Annotated in this window: 25 protein-coding genes; 18 read left to right on the top strand and 7 right to left on the bottom strand. The window is 65.1% G+C overall.

The genetic code is table 11. From position 1 onward, the window contains the following. From glpK to FB460_RS01235, 3 genes are all read right to left on the bottom strand, one after another. Positions 1-1,527: a glycerol kinase GlpK gene (glpK, locus tag FB460_RS01245; protein WP_142092318.1), complete on the bottom strand. Its 1,527-nt coding sequence runs from the start codon at positions 1,525-1,527 to the stop codon at positions 1-3. Between the two features lie 74 nt (positions 1,528-1,601). After that, positions 1,602-2,372: an MIP/aquaporin family protein gene (locus FB460_RS01240; RefSeq protein ID WP_142092317.1), complete on the bottom strand. Its 771-nt coding sequence runs from the start codon at positions 2,370-2,372 to the stop codon at positions 1,602-1,604. Positions 2,373-2,488: 116 nt separating this feature from the next. Further along, entirely contained in the window at positions 2,489-4,204 is a 1,716-nt protein-coding gene (locus tag FB460_RS01235; protein ID WP_142092316.1) for a glycerol-3-phosphate dehydrogenase/oxidase, read from the bottom strand. Positions 4,205-4,310: 106 nt separating this feature from the next. Here FB460_RS01235 and FB460_RS01230 point away from each other — a divergent pair, with 106 nt between their 5' ends. Beyond that, positions 4,311-5,297 (top strand): sugar-binding transcriptional regulator, encoded by a 987-nt coding sequence (locus tag FB460_RS01230; RefSeq protein WP_142092315.1) that lies wholly within the window; start codon positions 4,311-4,313, stop codon positions 5,295-5,297. Positions 5,298-5,384: 87 nt separating this feature from the next. Here FB460_RS01230 and FB460_RS01225 read toward each other — a convergent pair whose 3' ends face one another. Further along, on the bottom strand, positions 5,385-6,686 hold the full coding sequence (locus tag FB460_RS01225; RefSeq protein ID WP_211345783.1) for an MFS transporter: 1,302 nt from the start codon (positions 6,684-6,686) through the stop codon (positions 5,385-5,387). A 219-nt stretch (positions 6,687-6,905) separates the two neighbouring features. On the opposite strand from FB460_RS01225, the gene FB460_RS01220 reads away from it, so the two are divergent. From FB460_RS01220 to FB460_RS01210, 3 genes are read left to right on the top strand one after another with little or no spacing between them, the layout of a single operon-like run. Beyond that, entirely contained in the window at positions 6,906-7,784 is an 879-nt protein-coding gene (locus FB460_RS01220; RefSeq protein WP_142092314.1) for a LuxR C-terminal-related transcriptional regulator, read from the top strand. 50 nt (positions 7,785-7,834) lie between these two features. Then, positions 7,835-9,964, top strand: a complete 2,130-nt coding sequence (ligA, locus tag FB460_RS01215) for an NAD-dependent DNA ligase LigA (protein WP_211345868.1) — start codon at positions 7,835-7,837, stop codon at positions 9,962-9,964. A 16-nt stretch (positions 9,965-9,980) separates the two neighbouring features. Next, positions 9,981-10,205 (top strand): hypothetical protein, encoded by a 225-nt coding sequence (locus FB460_RS01210; protein WP_142092312.1) that lies wholly within the window; start codon positions 9,981-9,983, stop codon positions 10,203-10,205. A gap of 6 nt (positions 10,206-10,211) precedes the next feature. Here the strand turns inward: FB460_RS01210 and FB460_RS01205 are convergent, their stop codons facing one another. Next, positions 10,212-10,856, bottom strand: a complete 645-nt coding sequence (locus FB460_RS01205) for an ACT domain-containing protein (protein WP_142092311.1) — start codon at positions 10,854-10,856, stop codon at positions 10,212-10,214. Between the two features lie 100 nt (positions 10,857-10,956). Here FB460_RS01205 and gatC point away from each other — a divergent pair, with 100 nt between their 5' ends. From gatC to FB460_RS01185, 4 genes are read left to right on the top strand one after another with little or no spacing between them, the layout of a single operon-like run. Continuing rightward, positions 10,957-11,253 carry an Asp-tRNA(Asn)/Glu-tRNA(Gln) amidotransferase subunit GatC gene (gene gatC, locus FB460_RS01200; RefSeq protein WP_142092310.1) on the top strand — a complete coding sequence of 99 codons (297 nt, stop codon included), beginning with the start codon at positions 10,957-10,959 and terminating at the stop codon, positions 11,251-11,253. Then, entirely contained in the window at positions 11,250-12,758 is a 1,509-nt protein-coding gene (gene gatA, locus FB460_RS01195) for an Asp-tRNA(Asn)/Glu-tRNA(Gln) amidotransferase subunit GatA (protein ID WP_142092309.1), read from the top strand. Before gatC ends, gatA begins: the two co-directional genes overlap by 4 nt. Further along, a complete protein-coding gene (gene gatB, locus FB460_RS01190) occupies positions 12,755-14,245 on the top strand; it encodes an Asp-tRNA(Asn)/Glu-tRNA(Gln) amidotransferase subunit GatB (RefSeq protein ID WP_142092308.1) in 1,491 nt (496 codons plus the stop codon). The genes gatA and gatB overlap by 4 nt, the downstream gene beginning before the upstream one ends. Before the next feature lie 48 nt (positions 14,246-14,293). Continuing rightward, positions 14,294-14,821: a hypothetical protein gene (locus tag FB460_RS01185; protein ID WP_142092307.1), complete on the top strand. Its 528-nt coding sequence runs from the start codon at positions 14,294-14,296 to the stop codon at positions 14,819-14,821. Positions 14,822-14,873: 52 nt separating this feature from the next. On the opposite strand, the gene FB460_RS01180 is transcribed toward FB460_RS01185, so the two are convergent. Beyond that, positions 14,874-15,509: a TIGR03085 family metal-binding protein gene (locus FB460_RS01180; protein ID WP_211345782.1), complete on the bottom strand. Its 636-nt coding sequence runs from the start codon at positions 15,507-15,509 to the stop codon at positions 14,874-14,876. A 76-nt stretch (positions 15,510-15,585) separates the two neighbouring features. Here FB460_RS01180 and hisI point away from each other — a divergent pair, with 76 nt between their 5' ends. The 10 genes from hisI (at position 15,586) to FB460_RS01130 (ending at position 23,860) form a co-directional block, all read left to right on the top strand. Next, positions 15,586-15,999: a phosphoribosyl-AMP cyclohydrolase gene (gene hisI / locus FB460_RS01175; RefSeq protein WP_425466944.1), complete on the top strand. Its 414-nt coding sequence runs from the start codon at positions 15,586-15,588 to the stop codon at positions 15,997-15,999. Then, a complete protein-coding gene (locus FB460_RS01170; RefSeq protein WP_142093282.1) occupies positions 15,999-17,537 on the top strand; it encodes a chorismate-binding protein in 1,539 nt (512 codons plus the stop codon). Before hisI ends, FB460_RS01170 begins: the two co-directional genes overlap by 1 nt. After that, entirely contained in the window at positions 17,537-18,109 is a 573-nt protein-coding gene (locus tag FB460_RS01165; protein WP_170209895.1) for a Trp biosynthesis-associated membrane protein, read from the top strand. Before FB460_RS01170 ends, FB460_RS01165 begins: the two co-directional genes overlap by 1 nt. 57 nt (positions 18,110-18,166) lie before the next feature. After that, positions 18,167-18,403, top strand: a complete 237-nt coding sequence (locus tag FB460_RS01160; protein WP_142092304.1) for an HGxxPAAW family protein — start codon at positions 18,167-18,169, stop codon at positions 18,401-18,403. Further along, complete coding sequence (trpC, locus tag FB460_RS01155) at positions 18,400-19,173, top strand: indole-3-glycerol phosphate synthase TrpC (RefSeq protein WP_142092303.1); 774 nt, start codon at positions 18,400-18,402, stop codon at positions 19,171-19,173. Before FB460_RS01160 ends, trpC begins: the two co-directional genes overlap by 4 nt. Before the next feature lie 89 nt (positions 19,174-19,262). Further along, on the top strand, positions 19,263-20,504 hold the full coding sequence (trpB, locus tag FB460_RS01150; RefSeq protein ID WP_142093281.1) for a tryptophan synthase subunit beta: 1,242 nt from the start codon (positions 19,263-19,265) through the stop codon (positions 20,502-20,504). Further along, positions 20,501-21,319, top strand: a complete 819-nt coding sequence (trpA, locus tag FB460_RS01145; protein WP_142092302.1) for a tryptophan synthase subunit alpha — start codon at positions 20,501-20,503, stop codon at positions 21,317-21,319. The genes trpB and trpA overlap by 4 nt, the downstream gene beginning before the upstream one ends. Beyond that, positions 21,316-22,224, top strand: coding sequence for a hypothetical protein (locus FB460_RS01140; RefSeq protein WP_142092301.1), 909 nt, complete (start codon positions 21,316-21,318; stop codon positions 22,222-22,224). The genes trpA and FB460_RS01140 overlap by 4 nt, the downstream gene beginning before the upstream one ends. A 53-nt stretch (positions 22,225-22,277) precedes the next feature. After that, positions 22,278-22,961: a CDP-alcohol phosphatidyltransferase family protein gene (locus FB460_RS01135; RefSeq protein ID WP_142092300.1), complete on the top strand. Its 684-nt coding sequence runs from the start codon at positions 22,278-22,280 to the stop codon at positions 22,959-22,961. Beyond that, positions 22,958-23,860, top strand: a complete 903-nt coding sequence (locus FB460_RS01130) for a phosphatidate cytidylyltransferase (RefSeq protein ID WP_211345781.1) — start codon at positions 22,958-22,960, stop codon at positions 23,858-23,860. Before FB460_RS01135 ends, FB460_RS01130 begins: the two co-directional genes overlap by 4 nt. A 21-nt stretch (positions 23,861-23,881) precedes the next feature. On the opposite strand, the gene FB460_RS01125 is transcribed toward FB460_RS01130, so the two are convergent. Continuing rightward, a complete protein-coding gene (locus tag FB460_RS01125; RefSeq protein WP_142092299.1) occupies positions 23,882-24,679 on the bottom strand; it encodes a superantigen-like protein SSL4 in 798 nt (265 codons plus the stop codon). Positions 24,680-24,699: the final 20 nt, after the last annotated feature.

Below are 24,699 nucleotides of genomic sequence, written 5' to 3'. Positions count from 1 at the left end.
TCACTCGATGACGTCCTCGTCAACCCAGTCGAGCGTGCGCTGCACGGCCTTGTTCCAGTTGCGGAACAGTCGTTCACGCTCGTTCTGCTCCATCGAGGGGCTCCAGCGCTTGTCTTCGGCCCAGTTGGCGATGACGTCCTCCTCGCCCTTCCAGAAGCCCACGGCGATGCCGGCGGCATAGGCCGCGCCGAGAGCCGTGGTCTCGGTGACGCCGGGGCGCACCACGTCCGCGCCGAGCTGATCGGCTTGGAACTGCATCAACGTCTCGTTGGCGGTCATGCCGCCGTCGACTCGAAGCTCGGCGAGGTCGACACCGGAGTCGGCGTTCATCGCGGCGATGACCTCGCGGGTCTGGAAGGCGGTGGCCTCCAGCACGGCACGCGCGATGTGGTACCGATTCACATAGCGGGTCAGCCCGACCAGGGCACCACGCGCATCGGGTCGCCAGTGCGGTGCGAACAGGCCCGAGAATGCCGGCACGATGTAGGCGCCACCGTTGTCCTTGACCTGCTTGGCGAGCTGTTCGATGTCCGGGGCGGCATCGAACATGCGCAGGTTGTCACGCAACCACTGCACGAGTGATCCGGCAACGGCGATGGAGCCTTCCAACGCATAGACGGGCTTCTGGTCACCGATCTTGTAGCACATGGTGGTGAGCAGGCCGTTCTTCGACTCGACCGCTTCCTCACCGGTGTTCATCAGCACGAAGCACCCGGTGCCATAGGTGTTCTTGACCATGCCCTTCTCGAAGCAGGCCTGGCCGAACGTCGCTGCCTGTTGGTCGCCGAGGATGCCGGCGATCGGCGTGTCGATCAGCAGGCTGTTGGGATGCCCATTCCCGTAGACCTCGGAGGACGACTTGATCTCCGGCAGCATCGACATGGGGATGCGCATGTCAGCACAGATGTCGGCATCCCACTCCATGGTGCGGATGTTCATCAGCATCGTGCGGGAGGCGTTGGTCACATCGGTGACATGGACGCCGTTGCCCTGGAGGCCGCCGGTGAGGTTCCACAGCACCCATGTGTCCATGGTTCCCATCATGAGCTTGCCGGCCTCGGCGCGCTCACGTGCGCCCTCGACGTTGTCGAGGATCCAGGTGACCTTGGGGCCTGCGAAATAGGTGGCGAGGGGGAGGCCACAGATCGACTTGTACTTGTCGGGATCCTCCTTGGCGCCCAGGGCATCGATGATCTTCTGGGTACGGGTGTCCTGCCAGACGATGGCGTTGTAGATCGGCTTACCGGTCTCGCGGTCCCAGACGACGGTCGTCTCACGCTGGTTGGTGATGCCGACGCCGGCCAGCTGATGGCGATTGATCTGCGCCACCGACAGGGCCTGCCCGATGACCTCACGGACGTTCTGCCAGATCTCCATCGCATCGTGCTCGACCCATCCGGCACGGGGGAAGATCTGTTCGTGTTCCTTCTGGCCGGTGGCGACGATCTGTCCGGCGTGGTCGAAGACGATCGCGCGGCTGCTGGTGGTGCCCTGGTCGATGGCCAGGATGTACTTCTTCTCGGTCATGTTCTCACTCCGTCGTGTTGATGATTGTCAGTGTGCCTGATGTGACTTGAGCGGTTGAGGCGTGGAGCGGAGCTTCACAGGAGAGCCGCGGCGCTGAGCCCTGCCAGAGCGCCGCCGACGAGTGGTCCGACGACCGGAACCCAAGCGTAGCCCCAGTTTCCACCGGTCTTGCCGGGGATCGGAAGGACCGCGTGCATGATGCGGGGGCCGAGGTCACGGGCGGGGTTGATGGCGTAACCGGTGGGGCCACCCAGAGACAGGCCGATCGCCACGACGAGGAGGGCCACGCCCAATGCGCTCAACCAGCCCAGACCGGCGGGGGTCGGGACCTCGGCGTCGCCGATGGTGCCGGCGGCGATCACGATGAACACCAGAACCCAGGTGCCGATGACCTCGGTGATGAAGTTCCAGATGGGTGCGTGGATCGCGGGGGTGGTGCAGAAGGTGTCACGCTTGCCGATGGGATCGGCGTCCTCGTCGTAGTGCTTCTTGTGGGCCATCCATGCGGCGGTTGCGCCGATCATGGCGCCCAGAACCTGGGCGACGATGTACACCAGCGTGCTGGCCACCGACACTGCGACGCCTGGTGCGTACTCCGGTGAACCGTTCGCCAGCAGCCCGATGGTCACGGCCGGGTTGATGTGGGCCCCCGAAGGCTGCGAAGCGATGACGCCGGCGAACACCCCGAGGCCCCACCCGAAGCTGATGACGATCCAACCGCCGCTGTTGCCTTTGGTCTTGGGGAGGACGACATTGGCGACGACGCCGACGCCGAGCGTTATCAGGACGGCAGTTCCGACGAGTTCGGAGATGAAGACCGTCATCAGGTCAACCGGTGGATTCATGGGACACCTCGTTGTGGTTCAGCGGTGAACGTGCCGACGGGCGCCGACACGTTCACCAAGGGATGAATTCGGTGGATCTTTGTGGACAGTGGTGCGTTCTGCTGTGGACGCGAGGTTCAGTCGAAGTCGCCGACGATGTCGGTGGCTTCGAGCCGTGCCTGTGATGCCGCGGCGTCGGTTGACTCCAGTTCGGCGGCGCGCTCGGCGGCGATGCGGGTGAGGTAGTTCCGCTTCTCCGTCTCGAGCCGGGCATCATCCCAGCCGAGGATCTCGGCGGCGATCCTGCCGATCTCGTCGACGGCGGATTCGCCACGATCGCGGGTCTCGGAGTTCAGGCGGATGCGCGCGTAGAGGATGTCCTCCAGATGAAGTGCGCCTTCGTCCCTGCAGGCCATGACGACTTCGGCCTTCAGGAAGTCCGGAGCGGTCTCCAGGGGCTCGCCGAGTTCAGGCTGCTCATCGATCAGAGCCGTCAGGTCGGTGATGAGTGACCCGTAGCGGTCCAGCAGGTGCTCGGTGCGGCTGGCGTCCCAGCCGTACTGCTCCATCAGGTGGGGCGCGCGTCGAAGGGTCGCCTGATAGCCATCGGCACCCAGCAGAGGAGTGCGATCGGTCACCGAGGGAAGTGAATCGGCGCGGTCACCGAGTGCGAAATCGACCGCGTCGGCTGCCATCACTCGGTAGGTGGTGAGTTTGCCGCCTGCGATGGCGGTCATGCCCGGGGCGACCTCGGCGACGGTGTGCTCGCGGGAGACCTTGGTCGATTTGGTCTCGTCGAGGACCTCGGGCTGCAGGAGCGGACGCAGCCCAGCGTAGGTGCCGATGATGTCGTCGTGCGTCAGTGGGTCGGCGAGGACGCTGTTGGCGTGCTCGAGGATGTAATCGATGTCGGCGCGGGTCGGCACCGGATGCTTGAGCTGTTCGTGCCAGGCAGTGTCGGTGGTGCCGATGACCCAGTAGCGCTGCCACGGGATGATGAAGAGCACCGACTTCTCGGTACGCAGGAACATGCCCGCATCGGCCTTGATCCGGTCGCGTGGAACGACGATGTGGCTGCCCTTCGACGCGAGGACCTTGAGGCCGCCACCGGAGCTGGCGAGATTCTGGGTCTTCTCGGTCCAGACGCCGGTGGCATTGATCACATGGCGGGCGCGGACGTCGAATTCCTGGCCGGTCTCGAGGTCGCGGACGCGCGCGCCACAGATCCGGTCACCCTCCTGCAGCATCTCGACAACCTGGGTACGTGATGCTGCGCGAGCCCCGAATCGCACCGCGGTGCGTACCAGTGTGATCACCAGGCGGGCATCATCCACGCGGGCGTCGAAGAATCGGATGGCCCCCACCAGGCTGTGGTCGTCGATGGCAGGGAATGCCTGCTTCGTCTGCTTGCGCGAGAGGTGCTTCTGGATGGGGACGCTCTTGCGTCCGCCGGCACCGGCGACGGCGAGGGCGTCATACATGCCGACGCCGATGGCGGAGTAGGTGCGTTCGATGATCGGCATCTTCAGCGGCCACAGGAAGGGTTGGGCCTGCACCAGATGGGGTGCCAACGTGGTGAGGAGCAGGGCGCGTTCGTGCAGCGCCTCGGCCACGAGCTTGAAGTCGAGTTGATACAGGTATCGGAGGCCGCCGTGGACGAGGCGGCTCGAGCGGCTCGAAGTGCCCGAGGCCCAGTCCTGCGCCTCCACGATGGCGGTGCTGAGGCCGCGGGATGCGGCGTCGAGAGCGACGCCGGCGCCGGTCACTCCGCCGCCGATGACGAGGATGTCGTGGGTCTGCTCACGCATGGCCTCCAAGTCCTGGCCACGTTGCAGTTGATTGAGGACGCTCATGGACCCTCCCAGTGACGATTGACCCCGGCATTGGGGCCTGACGCCAGTAGAGACCATGTGCGCCCGAATGTGCAGCTTGTTGACCAAACGTGCACACTTGGATTCGATGCCGCACGAACGCACACACGCCGAACGTTATTCCCACGCCGACCTGGTCGACGTGGCATCGAGGTATTACCTGCAGGGGGAGACGATGGACGCCATCGGATCACACCTGCGCATCTCGCGCTCGACGGTGTCGCGCATGTTGGCGCAGGCTCGGGCCGACCAGATCGTACGCATCACCGTCTCGGACGATTCTGTGACGCGGCCCGGTCTGGTGGCGGATATCGATGCGGCATTCGGGGTGCACGCCCATCTCGTCCCCGTCCGCCCGGGAGTGTCCTCCAGAGAGCGTCTCGATGCGGTGGCACGAGTGGCCGCGCATCACCTGGTCGATCTGGTGGCCGATGACAGTGTGGTCGGGGTCGCGTGGGGTACGACGCTGGGTGCTGTGGCCCGCCGGCTCCCCATGTCTCAGCGCAGTGGCGTTCGGGTTGTGCAGCTCAATGGAGCGGCCAGCAGCAGCTCGTCGGGCATCGCGCACACCGAGGCGGTGATCGGTGGGGTGGCGTCCGCCTTCAACGCATCGGTCCGATACTTCCCGGTGCCCGCCTTCTTCGACCGTGCCTCGACGAAGGACGCCTTGTGGACCGAGCGCAGTGTCGCGTCGATCGTGGACCTGCAGCGCACCTGCACCGTCGCGGTGTTCGGCGTCGGTGCTCCGGTGGGAGAGGTGCCTTCGCAGGTGTGGATCAGTGATCATCTCGACCAGGCAGACCGCACGCAATTGGCAGCCGATGACGTGGTGGGTGATGTCTGCACGGTCCTTCTGCGAGCTGATGGCACGTGGGCGGATCTGCCCATCAACCAACGGGCCTCGGGACCTTCTCCCGACGATCTGCGACGGATCGACAGGCGGCTGTGCATCGTGGCCGGCCCGTCGAAAGCCCCGGCCCTGCTGGCGGCCCTGCGCGCCGGAGTCATGACAGATCTTGTGGTGGATGAGCTGACTGCGCGCAAGGTGTGTGAGATCGCCCGAATCCGTTCCTGAGACACCCGGTGCTGGAATCGTCTGCACTGAAAGGCCTCGGGGCGGGCGATTCGCATCGCCCGCCCCGTGTGGAAGAACTCGATCACGTCACTGCGTGAGCAATCCTTCGGCCATCTTGCGATGACGGGTCTCTGCCATCAGGACGGTGCAGATCAGCGAGAACACGCCGATGCCGGCCATCATGTAGCCGATGTGTGTGGGGCTCGACATGCTGGCGGCCACCAGTGGCGCCACACCTCCGCCGAGGACGCCGGCCAGGTTGTAGGCCATGCCCGCGCCGGTGTAGCGGTACTTCGTGTCGAACGCCTCGGGCAGGAAAGCACCAGCCGGGCCGTAGGAGAGCCCGAAGATCGCCAGCGTCCCCATCAGGCCCAGTGCGAAGGCCAGGGGCGTATTGGCGCCGAGGATCATGAACAACACAAAGCCCCACGGGATCGCCACCACACAGGAGATGAGGATCATCTTTCTGCGGCCGATCCGGTCGGAGTAGATGCCGGCGAAGGTGATGGAGGCGGCGAAGACGACGGCAGCGCCCATGCCGATGGCCAGCACCAGTGGCCGGGAGAGCCCCATGGATTTCGACCCATAGCTGGTGAGGAATGCGGTACCCATGTAGAAGAAGCAGAACAACATGGTCAGGGCGCCGCCGCCCAGCAGGACCTCCTTGGGTTGGCTGACGATGGCTCCCAGCAGCGGGGGACGCTCGCCGGTGGGCCTGTCATCGGAGGCACGTTCGGAGGCCTGGGCCTTGAACATGGGTGTCTCATCGATGCTGACCCTCACCCACAGGCCCACGATCACCAAGAGCGCGGAGAGCATGAACGGCACGCGCCATCCGAAGGTGAGGAATGCGGGGTTCTCATCGCCCATGATCAGGTTTGTGGTCAGGAAGGTGCCCGACGACAGGAAGAACGCAATGGCTGGGCCCACCTGCGGGAACACAGCGTAGAGGCCACGTTGCTTCGGGGGTGCGTACTCAGCGGCGAGCAGCGTCGCGCCGGCCCATTCTCCGCCGACGGCCAGACCTTGGCAGATGCGGAGGATCACAAGTGCCAGGCCGGGGGCCCATGCGAGATTCGGGAGCCCGAAGTGCTCCACCATCTTGGCGTCGGGCAACAGGCCGATGAGGACGGTCGCGATGCCCATGAGCAGAAGGGTCCAGATGAGCGTCTTCTTGCGGCCGATCCTGTCACCGAAGTGACCGAAGATCACAGCGCCCAGTGGCCGAGCGAGGAAGGCGACGCCGAAGGTCGCGAATGACACGACCACCGAGGCCTTTTCGCCGAAGGCGCTGAAGAACAGAGAGGGGAACACCAGTGCGGCTGCGGTGCCATAGATGAAGAAATCGTAGAACTCGATCGTCGTGCCCGCGCAGCTTGCCACCGCCACGCGACGCATCGTGCGGCGACTCGTCCTTGGGTCGTCCGCAGTCGTTGCTTCAGGGGATCGGAGAGTGGTCACGAGAAACCTTTCGTCATTGGAAGGTCGGTGTGATGCAGAACACTCGATCTGCGTGTGTTCAGCGTGCATGTTCGAAACTGACGGCGATACCCCCGAAAGTGGGTATCCTTGGCAGATCGCTTCAGCTGAGTGACAAAGGGGTTCTCCATGCAGGCGATGGGAAATGGCGTCGGGGTCGTTGACGAACAACGGCTTATCGACCGTGCTCTGAGCCGTGTCCGTACCGAGTCGGGTGCCTCTTTGGCCTTCTCCGGGAATGTGATCGCGCGCCATGATCGGATCTCTCTGGACACCTTCTCCGGCACCGTTCACGGTCCATTGCGTGGTCTGGCCGTGTCGTTCGGCTGTGGCATCGGGGGCAAGGCGGCGACGCTGCGTCGGCCGATCGCGGTTGACAGCTATGTGGGCACCGATCGAATCTCTCACCATTACGATCACGTGATCACCGCCGAACGGATCGAGGGCATCCTGGCGGTGCCGGTGGTGGTACGTGGACGGCTGCACAGCATCTTCTACGCGGCGACGCGGAACTCACAGGGACTGGGTGAAAGGATGCTTCGTTCGGCAGCCGAGACCGCACGCGAACTCGAACAGCAGCTTGCAGTCAATCAGGCGCTGAGTGCGCAGCTGGCCTCGGCGCGTTCGATCGTCTGGAACTCCGATCCGGCCGACGCCGCCAGCGGACCGGAATGGGAGACGGTGCGGGAGACCTTCACACAGTTGCGCGTCATGGCCGCAGAGTGCTCGGAGCCGAAGATGCGTGAACAACTCAACGCGATGGCCGAGCGGCTTTCCCGCTCGCGCTCGACGGCTTCGCCGAAGGAGTCGGTGGTGCAACTGACCGACCGTGACGTCGACGTCCTCGCCTGCGTTTCGCAGGGTATGACGAACCAGGAGGTCGCCGACGCGCTCGGGCTGAGCGCCGAGACGGTCAAGAGCTATCTCCGTGCGGCGATGCGTCGTCTGGGCGCCACATCACGGTGGGAGGCGGTGGTGGCGGCGCGCCGGACCGGCCAGCTTCCCTGAGCTTGGCGCCGAAGTGAGTTCGGCACCGGATACCCGGCGCGGGCGGTTAGATTGGCGTCGTGAGTGACGACAGGACCGACGAGCTTCCGACCAGTGACGCCGAGGCCACCGCCCCCACGGTGGATGCCACCGAACGGCACAAGCAGCTCGTAGATGAGTTGAACGAGCACCGCTGGCGCTATCACGTGCTGGATGCCCCCACGATCGCCGACGGCGAGTACGACGCGAGGATGCGAGAGCTGGAGGCACTCGAGGAGTCGTTCCCGAGTCTGCGGACCCCTGATTCGCCGACGCAGCAGGTGGGTGGCCCTCCGTCGACCACCTTCGAAGCCGTGGAGCATCCGCGGCCCATGACGAGCTTGGACAATGCGTTCGACGCCACCGAGCTCACCAAATGGTTCGAGCGTGTTCGCGCCGATGGCGGCACCCCGGATCTGTTGTGTGAGCTCAAGATCGATGGTCTTGCGATCGATCTGGTGTATGAGCATGGGCGTCTTGTACGGGCAGCCACGCGTGGTGATGGGCGCGTCGGTGAGGATGTGACGCCGAATGTACGCACGATCGAATCGATCCCCACCGAACTGCCGCCGGACCCCGATTCACCGGACGCCGGAGTTCCCGCGATCCTCGAGGTGCGGGGTGAGGTGTTCATCGGGATGGATCGCTTCCGAGAATTGAACGAACGACTGGTGGCGGAGGGCAAGGCGCCGTTCGCGAACCCACGGAACTCAGCGGCCGGTTCGTTGCGGCAGAAGGATCCACGCATCACCGCAACGCGTCCGCTCGCCTTCATCGCCCACGGCATCGGCGCCTACGAGTGGGGCGGGCACGATCTGCGGCGGCTCTCGCAGGCCTATGACGTGCTGCGCACTCTCGGCATCCCGACCACTTCACATGCACGTGTGGTGCGTGACTTCGATGAGGTGTGGGCCTACATCGAGGAGGTCGAGCGTAAGCGTCACGACTTTGAACATGAGATCGATGGTGCGGTGATCAAGGTCGATGATCGTGAGGATCAGGAACGCCTGGGGTACACGTCACGGGCACCGCGCTGGGCCATCGCCTACAAGTACCCGCCCGAAGAAGTCACCACCAAACTGCTCGACATCCGCGTCAACGTGGGACGCACCGGCCGTGTCACGCCCTATGCGGTCATGGAGCCTGTGCTGGTCGCCGGCTCGACCGTGGCGATGGCGACGCTCCACAACCAGTTCGAGGTCGAACGCAAGGGGGTGCTGATCGGGGACACCGTCGTGCTCCGCAAGGCCGGTGATGTGATCCCCGAGGTGTTGGGGCCGGTCGTGGATCTGCGCGATGGGACCGAGCGGGCCTTCGTCATGGCGAATCAGTGCCCCGAATGTGGCACTTCGCTGCGGCCGGAGAAGGAGGGGGAGAAGGATTTCCGATGTCCCAATCAGCGTTCCTGCCCGGCTCAGTTGCGGGAAAGATTGTTCCATCTGGCATCGCGTCAGGCCCTGGACATCGAGGTGTTGGGGGAGCAGGCCGCAGACGCGATCCTCGGCGCAGGGCTGATCACCGATGAGGGCGACCTGTTCACCCTCACCGCCGATGATCTGATCAAGGTGGAGATGTTCCGGACCAAGGCCGGGAATCTCTCGGCGAATGGCCGGAAGCTGCTGGCCAATCTCGAGACGGCGAAGACCATGCCGTTCGCGAAGTTCCTCGTGGCTCTCAGTATCCGTCACATCGGAAAGGGCGTCGCCCCGGAGGTGGCGGCGGCTTTCCCCAACATCGACGCGCTTCGCTCGGCCTCCCGGGAGGACCTCGCTGCGGTGGACGGTATCGGGGACACCATCGCCGGCTCGATCGTTGACTGGTTCGCCACCGACTGGCGCGCGGCGATCGTGGACAAGTGGCTCGCCGCAGGCTGCGTCATGGCCGACGAATCAGCCGATGGACCAAAGGCCCCGCAGACCCTTGCCGGTCTGACGATCGTCGCCACCGGAACCCTCGAGGGCTGGACGAGGGATTCGATCCGCGAAGCCATCGTTGGTCGCGGTGGCAAGGCTGCCGGGTCGGTCTCGAAGCGCACCGATTACGTCGTGGTGGGGGAGAACGCCGGCTCCAAGGCCACCAAGGCCGAAGAACTCGGTGTTCCGATGCTCGATGCCGATGCATTCGCCAAGCTGCTCGAGGGAGGTCCTGAAGCATTGGTTTGAGCGCTAGTGTGGGTGCGTGACTTCACAGCAGGGCCGTTCGGGCGGAGGCATCTGGAGCGATCTCGACCTCAATGGCGAGACGCCGGTGCGCGTGCGTCCGGACGTCGGTGATTGGGGCCCGAAGCTGTTGCCCTCCACACGCCAGAAGCAACGGCTACGTCGATGGGTGCCCGTTCTCGCGGTGGTGATCCTGACCGTTCTCGTCGCCGTCGGGTGGGTGTTCTACCTGCAGGTGAGGTGAGGCCGCTCACTGGCTGTTGCGACGCGATTGCATCGCGCCCAGCGAGGCGAGGTAACGAAGCCGCGCCAATTCGGACGATTCGAAGGTGGGGCCTCCATGGCGTCCGACGACCACCACTTGGTCATGGGCGACCGGGATCACGGCGGCGACGGTCTCAATCCAGTCGGGAACCCAGCCAGCGGGAAGGTCGACCACGTGCATCCGATCGAACGGCGCCAACTGTTCCCAGCTGGTGTCATCCAACTCGGGAGCCATGTCCGACGCGTAGAGAGTGGCCGGCCCCTTGGTATCGGCCAAGAGCGCCCAGTGGACATGAAAGACCTCGGCAGCAGATTCGACGATCCGGTGGAGGGCTTGATCGCCATGCTCCAACATGGCTTCGAGCAGTTCGAGGTCCATCGCCAGGCCCGAGCCGGCGGGGTAGCGCGAGCACCAGAGCACGTCGACGCCATCCATCGCATGGCACACGCTCACCGCTTCGTCAGGCATGACGCCATCGGGCAGCTCGATCATGAAGTCGTCTGTGACCCGTCCATCGACCCGGCTGATGATCTCCATCCACTGGATGTCGGCGCCGACCGTGGCAAGAGCCGTGGCCACTCCGCCGAGGGCTCCGGGGCGGTCTGGGAGGGTGATGCGCATCAGGAACACGCGCCGATCATCTCACGTCGGCACGCGCTTTGTGTCTGATACTGCACGGTCAGTGTGGCTAGGATGACCCGGGTAGTCCCCGAACGAACAGGAGAAGTCGGTGGCACTGAGCGTGTCGGACGTGGAGCGGCTGGGCAGACTGGCCCGGATCGAGCTGAGCCCCGATGAGTTGGAGCAACTCGCGCCGCAGCTGGATGTGATCCTCGAAGCAGTGGCGCGCGTGGGTGAGATCGACACCAGTGATGTGCCGGCCACTTCCCACCCCCAGCCGTTGACCAACGTGTTCCGTGACGACGTGGTGGCTGAATCATTGCCCGTCGCTGATGCCTTGGCCATGGCGCCCGCGGCCGAAGAGGACCGTTTCCGTGTACCGCGAATCCTGGGGGAGAGCCAGTGACTGAAATCCTGCACCGCACTGCCGCCGAACTGGGTGCTGACATCGCCGCAGGGCGACTTACCTCCGAGGAGGTCACCCGGGCTCACCTTGATCGTATCGACGCCGTTGACGCCGACATCAGGGCTTTCCTGCACGTCGATCGCGAAGGCGCTCTCGAACAGGCTCGTTCGGTTGATGCCCGTATCGCTGCGGGCGAGAGGCTTGGCCCGCTCGCAGGTGTCCCGCTCGCTCTCAAGGATGTGATGACGCAGGTCGGCGTCCCCACGACCGCGGGTTCGAAGATGCTCGAGGGTTACCACGCCCCTTACAACGCGACGGTCACCCAGCGACTCCTCGACGCCGGCGTCGTGATCCTGGGCAAGACGAACATGGACGAGTTCGCCATGGGGTCGTCCACCGAGAACTCCGGTTTCGGACCGACCCACAACCCTTGGAATCTGGAACGCACACCCGGTGGTTCCGGCGGCGGCTCGGCCGCTGCCGTGGCCGCGTTCGAAGCACCGTTGGCGATCGGCACCGACACCGGTGGTTCGATCCGTCAGCCCGGTGCCTTCACCGGAACGGTCGGGGTGAAGCCGACCTACGGCGGCGTGTCACGTTATGGCCAGATCGCCCTGGCATCGAGCTTGGACCAGCCCGGGCCCGTGGCACGTACTGTTCTGGACACCGCTCTGCTCCACGAGATCATTGCCGGGCATGATCCGCTCGATTCCACCTCGCTGGACGAGCCGACCCCTCCGGTGGTGGACGCCGCACGCAGCGGTGATGTCTCGGGCATGCGTATCGGCGTGGTCACCGAGCTCGGCGGCGAAGGCTACGCGCCCGGAGTGGAGGCTGCCTTCGGGCGCACGGTCGACCAGTTGGCTGACCTCGGTGCCGAGATCGTCGAGGTGAGTTGCCCCAACTTCGAGTACGCCTTGGCGGCCTACTATCTGATCCTCCCGGCGGAATGCTCATCGAACCTGGCTCGTTTCGAGGCGATGCGTTTCGGGCGCCGCGTCGGCGATGATGGCACGCACTCGGCGGAGGATGTCATGAAGCTCTCACGAGGAGCCGGTTTCGGTGCCGAGGTGAAGCGTCGCATCATCATCGGGACCTACGCCCTGTCCGCGGGCTACTACGACGCCTACTACGGCAGCGCACAGAAGATCCGCACGCTCATCCAGCGTGACTTCGACGCCGCCTTCGAGAAGGCTGATGTGTTGGTCTCACCGACCACGCCCACCACGGCGTTCGGGCTCGGGGAGCGCACAGATGATCCGCTGGCGATGTACAAGAACGACCTGTGCACCATTCCGTCGAACCTCGCGGGCAATGCCTCGGCGTCCTTCCCGGTGGGGCTCAGTGAAGACGATCAGATGCCGGTCGGGTTCCACGTGATGGCTCCGGCTCGTGCAGATGACCGGCTCTACCGCGTGGGATCGGCCCTGGAACGTGCGAACGAAGAGGTCTGGGGGGGCCCGCTGTTGAGCCGGGCCCCCGAGCTGAAGGGAGCGGCCAAGTGACCGATCTGGTTGATTTCGACGAGGCCGTGGACCGGTACGACCCGGTCATGGGGCTCGAAGTGCACGTGGAGCTCAACACCGCGTCCAAGATGTTCTGCGGGTGCTCCACCGCCTTCGGTGCCGCCCCGAACTCGCAGACCTGCCCGGTCTGCCTCGGCCTCCCCGGTGCGATGCCCACGGTCAACGGCAAGGCTGTGGAATCGGCGATCCGGATCGGTCTCGCCCTGAACTGCGAGATCGCCGAGTGGTGCCGATTCGCGCGCAAGAACTACTTCTACCCGGACATGCCGAAGAACTACCAGATCTCCCAGTACGACGAGCCCATCGCTTTCGACGGCTACCTGGACGTCGAGGTGGACGGGGAGATCCACCGTGTCGAGATCGAACGCGCGCACATGGAGGAGGACACCGGAAAGTCGACGCATGTCGGCGGTGCCACCGGACGGATCCAGGGGGCATCGCACTCCCTCATGGATTTCAACCGGTGCGGTGTGCCGTTGATCGAGATCGTCACCAAACCCATCGTCGGGGCCGGCGCGAAGACCCCTGAGGTCGCTCGTGCCTACGTCAAGACGTTGCGCGATCTGATCAAGGCTCTCGGGGTCTCCGAGGCGCGCATGGAGCAGGGCAACCTGCGGTGCGACGCCAACGTGTCGCTGCGCGCCAGCGCCGACGCTGAGTTCGGCACACGCACCGAGACGAAGAACGTGAACTCGCTGCGGTCGGTCGAACGCGCGGTGCGTCACGAGGTCGAGCGTCAGGCAGCTGTGTTGGACGCGGGGCAGGATGTCGCACTCGAGACGCGCATGTGGCATGAGGACACCGGTGCCACCACCGCCGGGCGCCCCAAGGAGTCCGCCGAGGACTACCGTTACTTTCCCGAGCCCGACCTGGTTCCGGTGGCGCCGAGCCGCGAATGGGTGGAGCAACTGCGTGGGACACTGCCTGAACCTCCCACCCAGCGGATCAGGCGTCTGACCGAGGCCTGGGGCTTCTCCGAGCTGGAGATGCGTGACGTCGTCGCGGCCGATGCTGTCGATCCGATCGCCGAGACCGTCGAGGCCGGATGCGCACCGCAGTCGGCGCGCAAGTGGTGGCTGACCGAGCTGGCTCGCCGTGCCAACGAGCAGGGTGTGGAGCTCACCGAGGTCGGGATGACGCCACAGCAGGTGGAGTCCCTGCAGAAGCTGGTGGATGACAAGGTCATCAACGACAAATTGGCGCGTCAGGTGATCGACGGTGTGTTGGCCGGTGAGGGTGAACCCGCCGAGGTGGTCGATGCACGTGGTCTGGCTGTCGTCAGTGACGATGGTGCCCTCTCCGCCGCGGTGGATGACGCAATCGCCGCGAATCCTGATATCGCCGAGAAGATCCGTGGTGGAAAGGTTCAAGCTGCCGGCGCTCTCATCGGTGCTGTGATGAAGCAGATGAAGGGACAGGCGGATGCGGCCCGCGTCCGTGAGCTGATCGTCGAGAAGTTGTCCTGAGACCTTGGCCGTGACCCCACGGCCGAGGCGACCCACAAGGAGGCAGGAATGAGTCACAACCAGCCCGATCCGGAAGCGACGCGCCTCAATCCGCTCAGCGGGGAGGAGCTCGAGGCGTTGCGCGCTGCTCGTGAGCAACGCACGGAGACCTCGGACATGCCCCAGCAGGCCCATGGGGCCCCGCAGCCCGATGCCATGCCGCAGGATCCTCAGTCGATCCCGCAGCAATCCTTGGGGCAACAGCCGACGCAGCAGCAGCCGGCACCGTCACAGCCGGAACCGCGCTCGGACTGGAACTTCGAGGCACCGGTCACTGGCTGGGGCGAACAGGGTCAGACCGACGTGAGCGGTTGGGGCGGCCACCAGGATGCGGCGCCCTCCGGGTGGGCCGATCCGCAGCAGCAGACCAACGTCAGCGGGTGGGCGAATTCCACTCAGTCGGTGGAGAACTGGGACCCCGCGCAACTTCAGGCACCGCAGAAGTCGGGCAAGTCGCTCCCGATGCCATGGCTCATCGGTGGCATCGCCGCGGTGATCCTGCTGTTGCTGATCATCATCCTGATCATCCTTTTGTGAACCTTCGCCATCTCGATCCCGGCTGTATGAATGAAGCCAGGGTCAGTCGGCTTCAGAGACCGAAATCGGTGCGTCCGAGCTCATCCAGTGCATGCTGCTCACCGATGAGCCGCACGTCGGCGGCGTTGCGCCGCCCGAAGGAGTAGAGCGTGATCTCACTCGGTCGCCCAACCACGGTCACGATCGGATTGCCCGAATTGACGCGGAACGAATCGGGTTGCTCATCGGTGCGTTCGAGCACCACACCCATACCGGCCGAGCGGAACAGAGCGCGTCCCAGCAATTTGAGTCGACGCCAGAACCAGTCCTCGACCTCCGACGCAAGTTCTCGGGGACCCCGGCCATTTGCTCGTCGGACGTCCTCGTGGTGGACGAAGTACTCCGCGGTGTTCGCCTCCTCATCGACGACGGGGAACGCGAACATGGAGAACGGTGCAGGGCCACGTCGAATCCGCTCGACGAGCGTGGGGTAGTCCCAGCGTCGTTTGGTCTCGTCCATACGGCGCTCGGTGAGGTTCGCCAGCTGCTTGGCGAGAAGACCGGGCGCGGCCAGCGGGTCGGTCTCGCGGATCCACAGGTGAGCAGCGAGATCATGGGTCAGCCAACCGTCGCACAGCGTCGGGGCATCGGGACCGAGTTCATCGAACAGATCGGCCAGTTTCGCGCGTTCGTCCTTGGAGAAGTCCACCATCTGAGCCTAGTCGCCGGTCACCGGCGTCTCAATCATGTGCCGTTGACTCCGCGATGGATGCCAGAATGGCCGGGTGTCCGAGCCAGTGGAATCCACCCAGAACTTTGTCGATGCCGTCGACCAGGAGGCGCTCTTTGACGCTCTTGTGCACCAGCTGCGTTTCGATGATCGTGGACTGATCCCTGTCGTGACGCAGGATGCGCGGACCGGCGAGGTCCTGATGATGGCGTGGGCCGATGCCGAAGCGGTCGCCCGCACGATCACACGACGTGAGGGCACCTACTGGTCGCGTAGCCGCGGCGAGTTGTGGGTCAAGGGAGCCACGTCGGGGCATGTGCAGAAGGTGCGGACGGTGCTGGTGGATTGTGACGCAGACACGGTGCTGTATCTCGTGGAGCAGTCGGGGGCGGCCTGCCACACCGGTAACCGGACGTGCTTCTTCCGCGAGCTGACCGCCGATGGAATCCGCAACGACGAGGAGTCATGATGCCGACCATTCGCCCAAGCCTGGATGAGTTCGTCGAGCTCGCCGCCGATCGACGCGTCATCACCGTCGCGGCCCGTGTCATGGCGGATGCCGACACCCCCATCTCGCTGTTCCGGCACCTCTGCGGCGACCGCCCCGGCACATTCCTGCTCGAGTCGGTGGAGGCCGGGGTCACTGCGCGATTCTCGTTCATCGGCGTTGACACCGTGGCGACGTTGACCACCCGCGACGGCCAAGCCGCGTGGACCGGCAAGCACCTCGCCGAACTCCCCGGCGCTGCAAGCGGCGACTCTGATCTCCCCCGCGCCGAGAGCAGCGACCCGCTGGAGGTGTTCGCCCGAACCCTCGAACTACTCGAGAGTGATCCGTCCTATCTGGCTGACGCAGATCTGCCGCCGCTCACATCGGGCTTCGTCGGTTACCTCGGGTACGACATCGTGCGTCGGCTCGAGCGTCTCCCCGACACCTGTGAGGACGACCTCGACGTGCCGGAGATGGCGATGATGTTGATCGGTGACCTGGTGGTGATGGACCACCACACCGGCGCGATCTGGGTGCTCGCCAATGCCATCAATCACGACAATCGGCCCGAACGCGTCCACGGGGCGTACGCCGATGCCGTGGCGCGGATCGAGGCGATGATCGATCGTCTCGGTGAGCCTCGTGAAGCAGCAGTCACCACGACCCCTGCAGAAGTGGCCGAGGTCGAGCCGGTACGTCAACGAACCCCCGAACAGTTCCATGCGATGGTGCGCGATGCGGTGGCCCAGGTGCATGCTGGAGAGGCGTTCCAGATCGTGGTCTCCCAGCGCTTCGACATGCCGCACGTCGATGGTTTCGCCCTGTACCGGCGGTTGCGACGGCTCAACCCGAGTCCTTACCAGTTCCTCCTGCGTTGCGAAGGCTTCGACATCGTCGGCTCTTCACCTGAGGCGCTGATCACCGTGCGGGACGGGCATGCCACGACACATCCGATCGCTGGAAGCCGCCCCCGGGGCGCGACGGCGGAACAGGATCGGGCCCTCGAGGATGAACTGGTGGCCGATGAGAAGGAGCGGTCCGAACACGTGATGCTCGTCGACCTCCAGCGCAACGATCTGGCGCGGGTCTGCGAACCCGGGTCGGTTCGTGTGCTCGACATGCTGCATGTTGTGCGCTACTCCCACATCATGCACCTCGAGGCGACCGTGGTGGGAAAGTTGGCGGCAGACGCGGGCGCGTTGGACGCCACCCTCGCGTGCTTCCCGGCAGGCACCCTGTCGGGGGCTCCGAAGGTCAGCGCCATGGCCCACATCGACCGGCTCGAGGCGACACGGCGTGGTGTCTACGGAGGTGTGGTCGGTTGGTTCAACCTCGCTGGCGACTCGGATTGTGCGATCGCGATCCGTTCGGCCCTGGTCAAGCCCGACGCGGTGCACATCCAGGCTGGGGCAGGGATCGTCGCCGACTCCGACCCGGAAGCCGAAGACCTCGAATGTCGCAACAAGGCTGCCGCCGTCATCACCGCGGTGAACCAGGCCCGAGCATGGGGAGCCTGATGCGACACACGCGGATGATCGCCAACCTCGGGCTGCTGCTCGGGGCGTTGACAGCGGGACTCGCGGCGATGATGCCGTGGTGGAACGGCTCGGCGGAGGTCATTCCCGGGGCTGTCGACACACCGACGCCCGCCGGCCAGGCGCTGTGCGGCGTCCTTGCAGGGGTCATCGTTGCGGGATGGTTGTTGTCGGCGACGCTGCCTGCACGTGCCCGACAGGTCACCGCGGTCCTGCTTGCTCTGGTGGGGCTCATCATGATGTGGGCAGCGTTCACCGGACCGGGGGAGGCACCCGATGCCTCACTGGTGGGTGATGTGGCTCCGCATCAACCCACGGGCTGGCACTGGGCTGCTCTTCCCGGTGGCGTGCTCACCGTGGCGGGGGCCGTGGCCATGGTCATCGGGGCGCCGTCGTGGCGTCGCCGCGCGGACCGATTCGATCGTCAGGCACCGGAGACGATCAGCCCCGATGACGACCCTGCAGACCTGTGGAAGGCCATGGACGCCGGACTCGATCCCACCGCCGATGATGGCGGCATCACCGGCCCGTCCAGTGAACGGACTGGCGGCTAGTACGCCGATGGGCCAAAATGGGCCGCGAATATCCACCAGCCGGTAGAGAGGCGAACGATGTCGCAGCGCACACTCGGAAGCAAACAGGTCCATCACGGGCGTACTCCCGCAGCATGGGTCAGCTCCATGCTGGCATTGGTCGGCTTCATCATCATGGTGGTCGGGTTCCTGACCGGCCCCGACGGCTTCCCTTCCATCAACGTGAACATCAGCATCATCGGTGCCGCTCTCGTCGTGATCTCGCCCGTGGTGGGTGGCGTCATGAACAAGGCGGGTCTGGGGCAGGACGAATGAGCGTTCTCGCCGATATCGTCGAAGGAGCCCTTGCAGACGCTCGGGAACGTGAGGCCGACACAGACCTCGCCGAGATGCGACGTCGCGCCGATGCCGCTCCCGCACCGCTGGACCCTCTGCCGTCGTTCCGGGATGATTCGCTGTCGGTGATCGCCGAAGTGAAGCGTCGTAGCCCTTCACGTGGCGCTCTGGCCAGCATCCAGGATCCGGCGCAGCTCGCCGCGCAGTACGCCGCAGGTGGCGCACACGCGATCTCGGTGCTCACCGAAAAGCATCGGTTCGGTGGCTCGCTGGAGGATCTCGCCGCAGTGCGCTCGCGGGTCAGCGTCCCGGTGCTGCGCAAGGACTTCTTGGTGAACGAGTACCAAGTGGTCGAGGCGCGGGCCCATGGAGCTGACCTCTGCCTGTTGATCGTTGCGGCGCTCGCGGAGGACCAGCTCGTCAATCTCCACCGCTGCGTCGTGGATCTCGGTATGACGCCACTGGTCGAGGTCCATGACGAGGCTGAGTTGGAGCGGGCCAATGCTCTCGGCGCTGAACTGATCGGTATCAACAACCGGAACCTGAAGAATCTTGAAGTGGACCCGACGACATTCACCCGGCTTGCTCCGGCGGTACGTTCCGGCGCAGTGCGTGTCGCAGAATCCGGGATCCGTACTCCGGCGGACGCGCGTGGTGCGCAGGATTCCGGAGCACACGTGGTACTTGTTGGTGAGGGCTTGGTGACGCAGAAGGACCCGCGCGCGGCGGTTCGTGCGCTGATCGGCTGAAACCAGCTCCCATCCGCCGCCCGGTCTTGACCGGCATCGGCGTCCACAACCAGTGAGGAGGCGGTGTGAGCCGCACGGAAGTTACGGACCTGTCAGCACGTCGTCCGGATGAGCGAGGGCACTTCGGCCGTTTTGGCGGGCAATTCGTTCCCGAGGCGCTGCAGAGTGCGTTGGCCGAACTCAACGATGCGTTGGAGGCGGCGTGGGCCGACGAGGCCTTCACCACCGAGCTCGATGATCTGTTGCGTAGCTACGCCGGTCGTCCCAGCCTGCTGACAGAGGCCCCGCGGCTGTCCGAGCATGCGGGCAACGCTCGTATCGTCCTCAAACGTGAAGACCTGAACCACACTGGTTCGCACAAGATCAACAATGTGTTGGGGCAGGCGCTTCTCGCCCGCCGCATGGGGAAGAAGCGCCTCATCGCCGAGACCGGAGCAGGCCAACATGGCGTCGCCACTGCGACGGCGGCCGCCCTGCTCGGTATGGAGTGCTGCGTCTACATGGGCAAGGTCGACACCGACCGGCAGGCCCTCAACGTGGCGCGCATGCAGTTGCTCGGGGCACGCGTCGTGGCGGTCGGGTCTGGCTCGCAGACGCTCAAGGACGCGATGAACGAAGCGTTGCGCGACTGGGTCTCCAGCGTCGACACCACGCACTATCTGATCGGGTCGGCGTCCGGTCCGCATCCCTTCCCGATGATGGTCCGCGATTTCCAGCGCGTCATCTCGAGGGAGGCTCGATCCCAAGTACTTGAGACGTACGGACGCCTTCCCGACGCGGTGGCCGCCTGCGTCGGAGGTGGATCGAACGCGATCGGTATGTTCTACGAATTCATCGAGGACACCGATGTGGCGCTGTACGGCTTCGAGGCCGGAGGATCGGGTATTGCGAGTGGACGACATGCCGCAACGATCACCTCCGGAGAGGTCGGCGTCCTGCACGGTACGCGCAGCTTCGTGCTGCAGGATGAGGACGGCCAGACCGTCGAGTCGCATTCGGTCTCCGCGGGGCTCGACTACCCGGGCGTCGGGCCCGAACATGCTTGGCTCGCCGAGAGCGGGCGTGCGACCTACGAACCTGTTGACGATCCCGAGGCCATGGAGGCCCTGCAGCTTCTGTGCCGCACCGAGGGAATCCTTCCGGCCATCGAGAGCGCCCATGCCGTCGCCGGGGCGCTGCGGCTGGGCCGTCATCTCGCCGAAACCGATCCGGATGCCGAGCCGCTCATCGTCGTGTGTCTGTCAGGGCGCGGCGACAAGGATGTGAACACGGCCATTTCATGGTTCGGGCTCGACGGCACGCCTGATCGCACGACGGGAGACAACCGATGAGTGCACAGTTTGATCTCGGCACGTCCGGGCGCATCATCCAGGCCGCGACCGAAGAGGGGCGACGCGCTCTCGTGGGCTACTACCCGGTCGGTTTTCCCGATGTCGCCACGTCCTTCGACGTCATGTCGGTGCTCGCCGAAGGTTGTGACCTCATCGAGATCGGGATGCCGTACTCCGATCCGGTCATGGACGGCCCGGTCATCGAGACCGCCGGTACCCGAGCCCTGGCTGCGGGTGTACGGACACGAGACCTGTTCACCGCAGCGGAGAAACTGTCCGAACGTGGCGCCTCGTCGGTGATCATGACGTATTGGAACATCATCGAGCGTTACGGCGTGGACGCATTCGCCCGCGATCTGGCCGCTGCAGGCGCAGCCGGTGTCATCACCCCAGACCTCATCCCCGAGGAGGCGGAGGAGTGGATCGCTGCCAGTGAGGCCCATGGACTCGATCGGGTCTTCCTCGTCTCACCGAGTAGCTCCGATGAGCGGATCGTCTCCACCGTCGCGTCCTGCCGCGGTTGGCTTTACGCCACCAGCGTCATGGGCGTCACCGGTGTGCGTGCCCGGACCTCCTCGGCAGCCCCTCGGCTTGTCAGCCGGATCCGGGATCTGTGCCCAGAGGTGCCGATCGGGATCGGTCTTGGCGTCTCGAACGGTGAGCAGGCCCGTGAAACCGCCGAGTTCGCTGACGCCGTCATCGTCGGCTCGGCCCTGCTGCGGACGATGCTGAAATCCCAGGACGAGGGTCGCCCCAGCGACACCACCGAGCTGGCAGCCCTGGTGGAAGATCTCGCGGCGGGGGTTCGCGCGTGACGCAGAAAGAACAGGAGACGGCACACGTTCGTGGCGTCTGGGCTGCTGCGGGCTGTCAGATGGTGTTCGGTCTCGTGTTCGCCTTCGCCCTGTACGTCGCGCAATCCCGGCTCGGTTTCGGCTACTGGGTTCTGAACCTGGCTGCGTTCGGGCCGCTTCTCGCCGCAGGTGCGACGTTGGTGATCGGGCGGGCTGCGGGGTGGCCCGTGCTGTGCCGCCCTGGGCTTTCATTCGATCTGAGAGGGCTGCGACGGAGTTTTGCTCTGCTGTGCGCGGGAGCGGGGATCGCCGCGGTCTGCGTCCACGTGTATTCGTGGTTGAAGTGGCCTCTGAAGCACGCCATCGTGGAGCAGCGTCCGCATCCGCTGCTTTCGCGTTTCGCCGACCCGGCCTGGCTCGTGATCTGGGTCGCGTTGGGCCTGGTCGTGACGGCTTTGGCCAGTGAGTTCGGTTGGCGTGCAGTCATGCAGCCGACGATGCGGCAGCGCGTCGGCGTCGTGGGCACCGGGGCATTCATCGGTGTTGGGACCGCTTTCACCCAGGTTCCGTGGTTGGCAGGCATGCTCCGTCGATACCAGGTGTTCGGTCAGGAACTCGATCTGGTGCTCTACTTGATCTTCCTGGTCGTGGCGATGATCGCGATGTCGGTCGTCGTCACAGCCACGCTCGATCCCATGGAGGGCGGTCGTTGGGTGGCTGGCGCAGCCTTCGCGTGGGCATTGCACATGGGGATGTTCATCATCAATGACGAGGAGTGGGGACGCTGGCAGGGCGTCGCGTCCTTGGCGATCGGTGCGTTGATACTGTGGTCGGCTGTCTCGGCCATCGCACGCTATGGGCTCCCTGGGGAGCTCGTGGCCTATCGTGCATCGGATCACGCTCTTGAGGAGAATCCTGCCGGCTGACACCGATGTGATGGCGAAGGGGCCGTGAGCCGCCTCCCTGCCATGATGTGCTGATGCGTGGGCTTTACGGATTGAAACCTTGGTACACGCGACGCCTTGCGGGAATCGTCGCGTGGGCCCGCAGGAAGGGCATCTCGCCTGACGCCTTCACCGTCGCTGGCGTCGTGGCGGCGGCCCTGGCTGCGATCACCCTGTGGTTGGGATGGTGGCCGCTCGCGTTCGTGATGCTGGCGCTCCGTCTGGCCGGTGCGAACCTGGACGGCGCCGTGGCACGGGATCGTGACGTGGCCAGACCATGGGGCTTCGTGCTCAACGAGTTCGGTGATCGGGTCTCTGACCTGTTGATGTTCGCCGGTCTGTGGGCACTGGATCAACGGTTGATGATGCCTGCGGCAGAGACTCCCCACGGGTGGACGTCATATGTGCCCCTGTCCACCGATACGACCGGTGAATTCCTCGTGTTCGGAACATCGCACGCGGCGTGGATCATCCTGGCGGCCCTCGCTGCGACGTTGCCGACGTTCGTCTCCCTCAGTGCCGCCGGAGCCGGGGCGACGCGGCGCAACGGTGGACCGTTCGGGAAGACGGAGCGATGCCTTGTGGCGGTGGTGGCCTGCGCGTTGCCGCAGTGGATGCTCGGATGGATGCTTCTGATGGTGGTCGGCTCGGTGGCGACGGCCATCACACGCGCCGTGGGGACCCACAGTGAATTGACCGGTCGGGGAGCGGCTGCGTGAACATTTGGGAATGGATCATCGACTTCGATCGTTCCTGGCGGCTCCACTTCGATCTGTTCGGGATGACCGTGGACATCCAGAGCGAACGAGTGTTCCTCGTCGCGGTGGCCGCCACGGTCCTGTTGCTGGCGTTGCCTCTGGTGCTCATCTCGCGGAGCACCGAGATCCGACGACGCTGGATGACATGGGCGCTCATCATGCCGATGGTGGGCATCCCGCTCTGGTTCGGACGCGGGTCGACGGCTGTCCTCGCGGCGGCGATGGCCCTTCTCGCGGTGCGGGAGTTCACCCGGATGGCGAAACTCGGCCGGGCCGAGGCCCTCCTGCTCTTCGCCAGTGCGGTGGGATTCCCCGCCATGGCCCTGTGGTGGCCGGAGGCTTTGTACGTGGCGGCTCCGTTGACGGTGCTGGCCTCGGCCATCCCGTCGATCCTGCAAGGAGACGCCGAGAACGGGCCGTGGCGGGCCGCCATGAGTGGCTTCGCAGCCATCTGGATCTGTTGGTCGCTCTCGCATCTTGTGATCAATTGGGAGCTGTCGGCCTACATCTGTTTCGGTGCGGCCGCCGGCGATGTGGCGGCCTGGTGCGGAGGCAAGGGACTGCGTCGGTTCGCCTGGGCGCGTCAGCCGCTGTCTCCGCTGAGCCCGAACAAGACCATGGGCGGCCTGGTCGGCGCCGTGGTGGGAACAGCCCTCGTGCTGTTGCTCCTGGGCAACATCACCGTGGCCCTGGTCATCGCCATCGGTCTGGGCGGTGTGGCCGGTGATCTGCTCGAATCGATGTTCAAGCGTCAGGCCGGAGTGAAGGACGCCGGTCAGTGGCTTCCCGGCTTCGGGGGGATCCTCGACCGGGTCGACTCGTTGCTGCTCGCTCTACCGTTCGCGACACTGCTCACCTGAGCCGCGCGTCGGGAAGCGACCTCAACCGAGGTAGACGACCGCCTCATTGCCGCCACGGCAGATGACGGGGGAATCACCTTCACACGTCATCTCGTAGGACTGCTCGGTGACCGGCGAGTACGCCTGGATGGTCACCGGGCCACCGTCGTTCGCCTGTTCGGCATATGCGACGCGAACGGCTTCGGCGAATTCGCAGGAGGTGGCTTTGGAGCCAGCCGCCGAGCGCGCGACTGGGTCGGAGGCGTGCTGGACCACCGGGCATTCCTTGGCATCGGCGGGGAAGACGGTCTGGTCACGGGTAGCACTCGGTGTGGGCATGGGTGCCGTGACCATGGGGGGTGCGGTGGTCGCGTTCTTCGATGCCGAAGGCTCAGATGAGGGAACGGCGCTGGGGGAGAGCGTCGCTGTCGTCGGATGGGCGGGGGGAGCAGCCGATGGTTGTTCGTTCCTTGACAGGAGGAAGAGCCCGGCGGTGAGCACCAGCGCGAGGACGGTCAGGGTCGTGGTGACACCGATGAGGATCTTCGAGCCACGTGAATGTGAGGGTCGCGACGATCGAGTGGATTCCGATGTGGTGATCGGCTGCGCGCCGGTGGACGGCGAGGTCGCAGAGCTCGGGGTGGCGAAGAAGGTGACTGGAGTCGAGTCCTGGTGCTGGCGTGCCGTGGGCTGCTCGTCACGGTAGAGGCTTTCGTAGACCGACGGCTCCGAGCCAGCCGAGGAGATGGGGGCATCCGAGATCGGAAGGATCGCTTCGGTTGGAGGGCCATCCCATGTGTCGGGATCTGTACCCAGGTCCGGTTGACGCTCCGGGGTCATGCCTTCTCTGCTCCTGATGG

Source organism: Propioniferax innocua (assembly GCF_006716235.1).
Classification (GTDB): Bacteria; Actinomycetota; Actinomycetes; order Propionibacteriales; family Propionibacteriaceae; genus Propioniferax; species Propioniferax innocua.
Note: the sequence above shows the minus strand (reverse complement) of the source record. Positions and strands in the feature narration are given on the sequence as shown.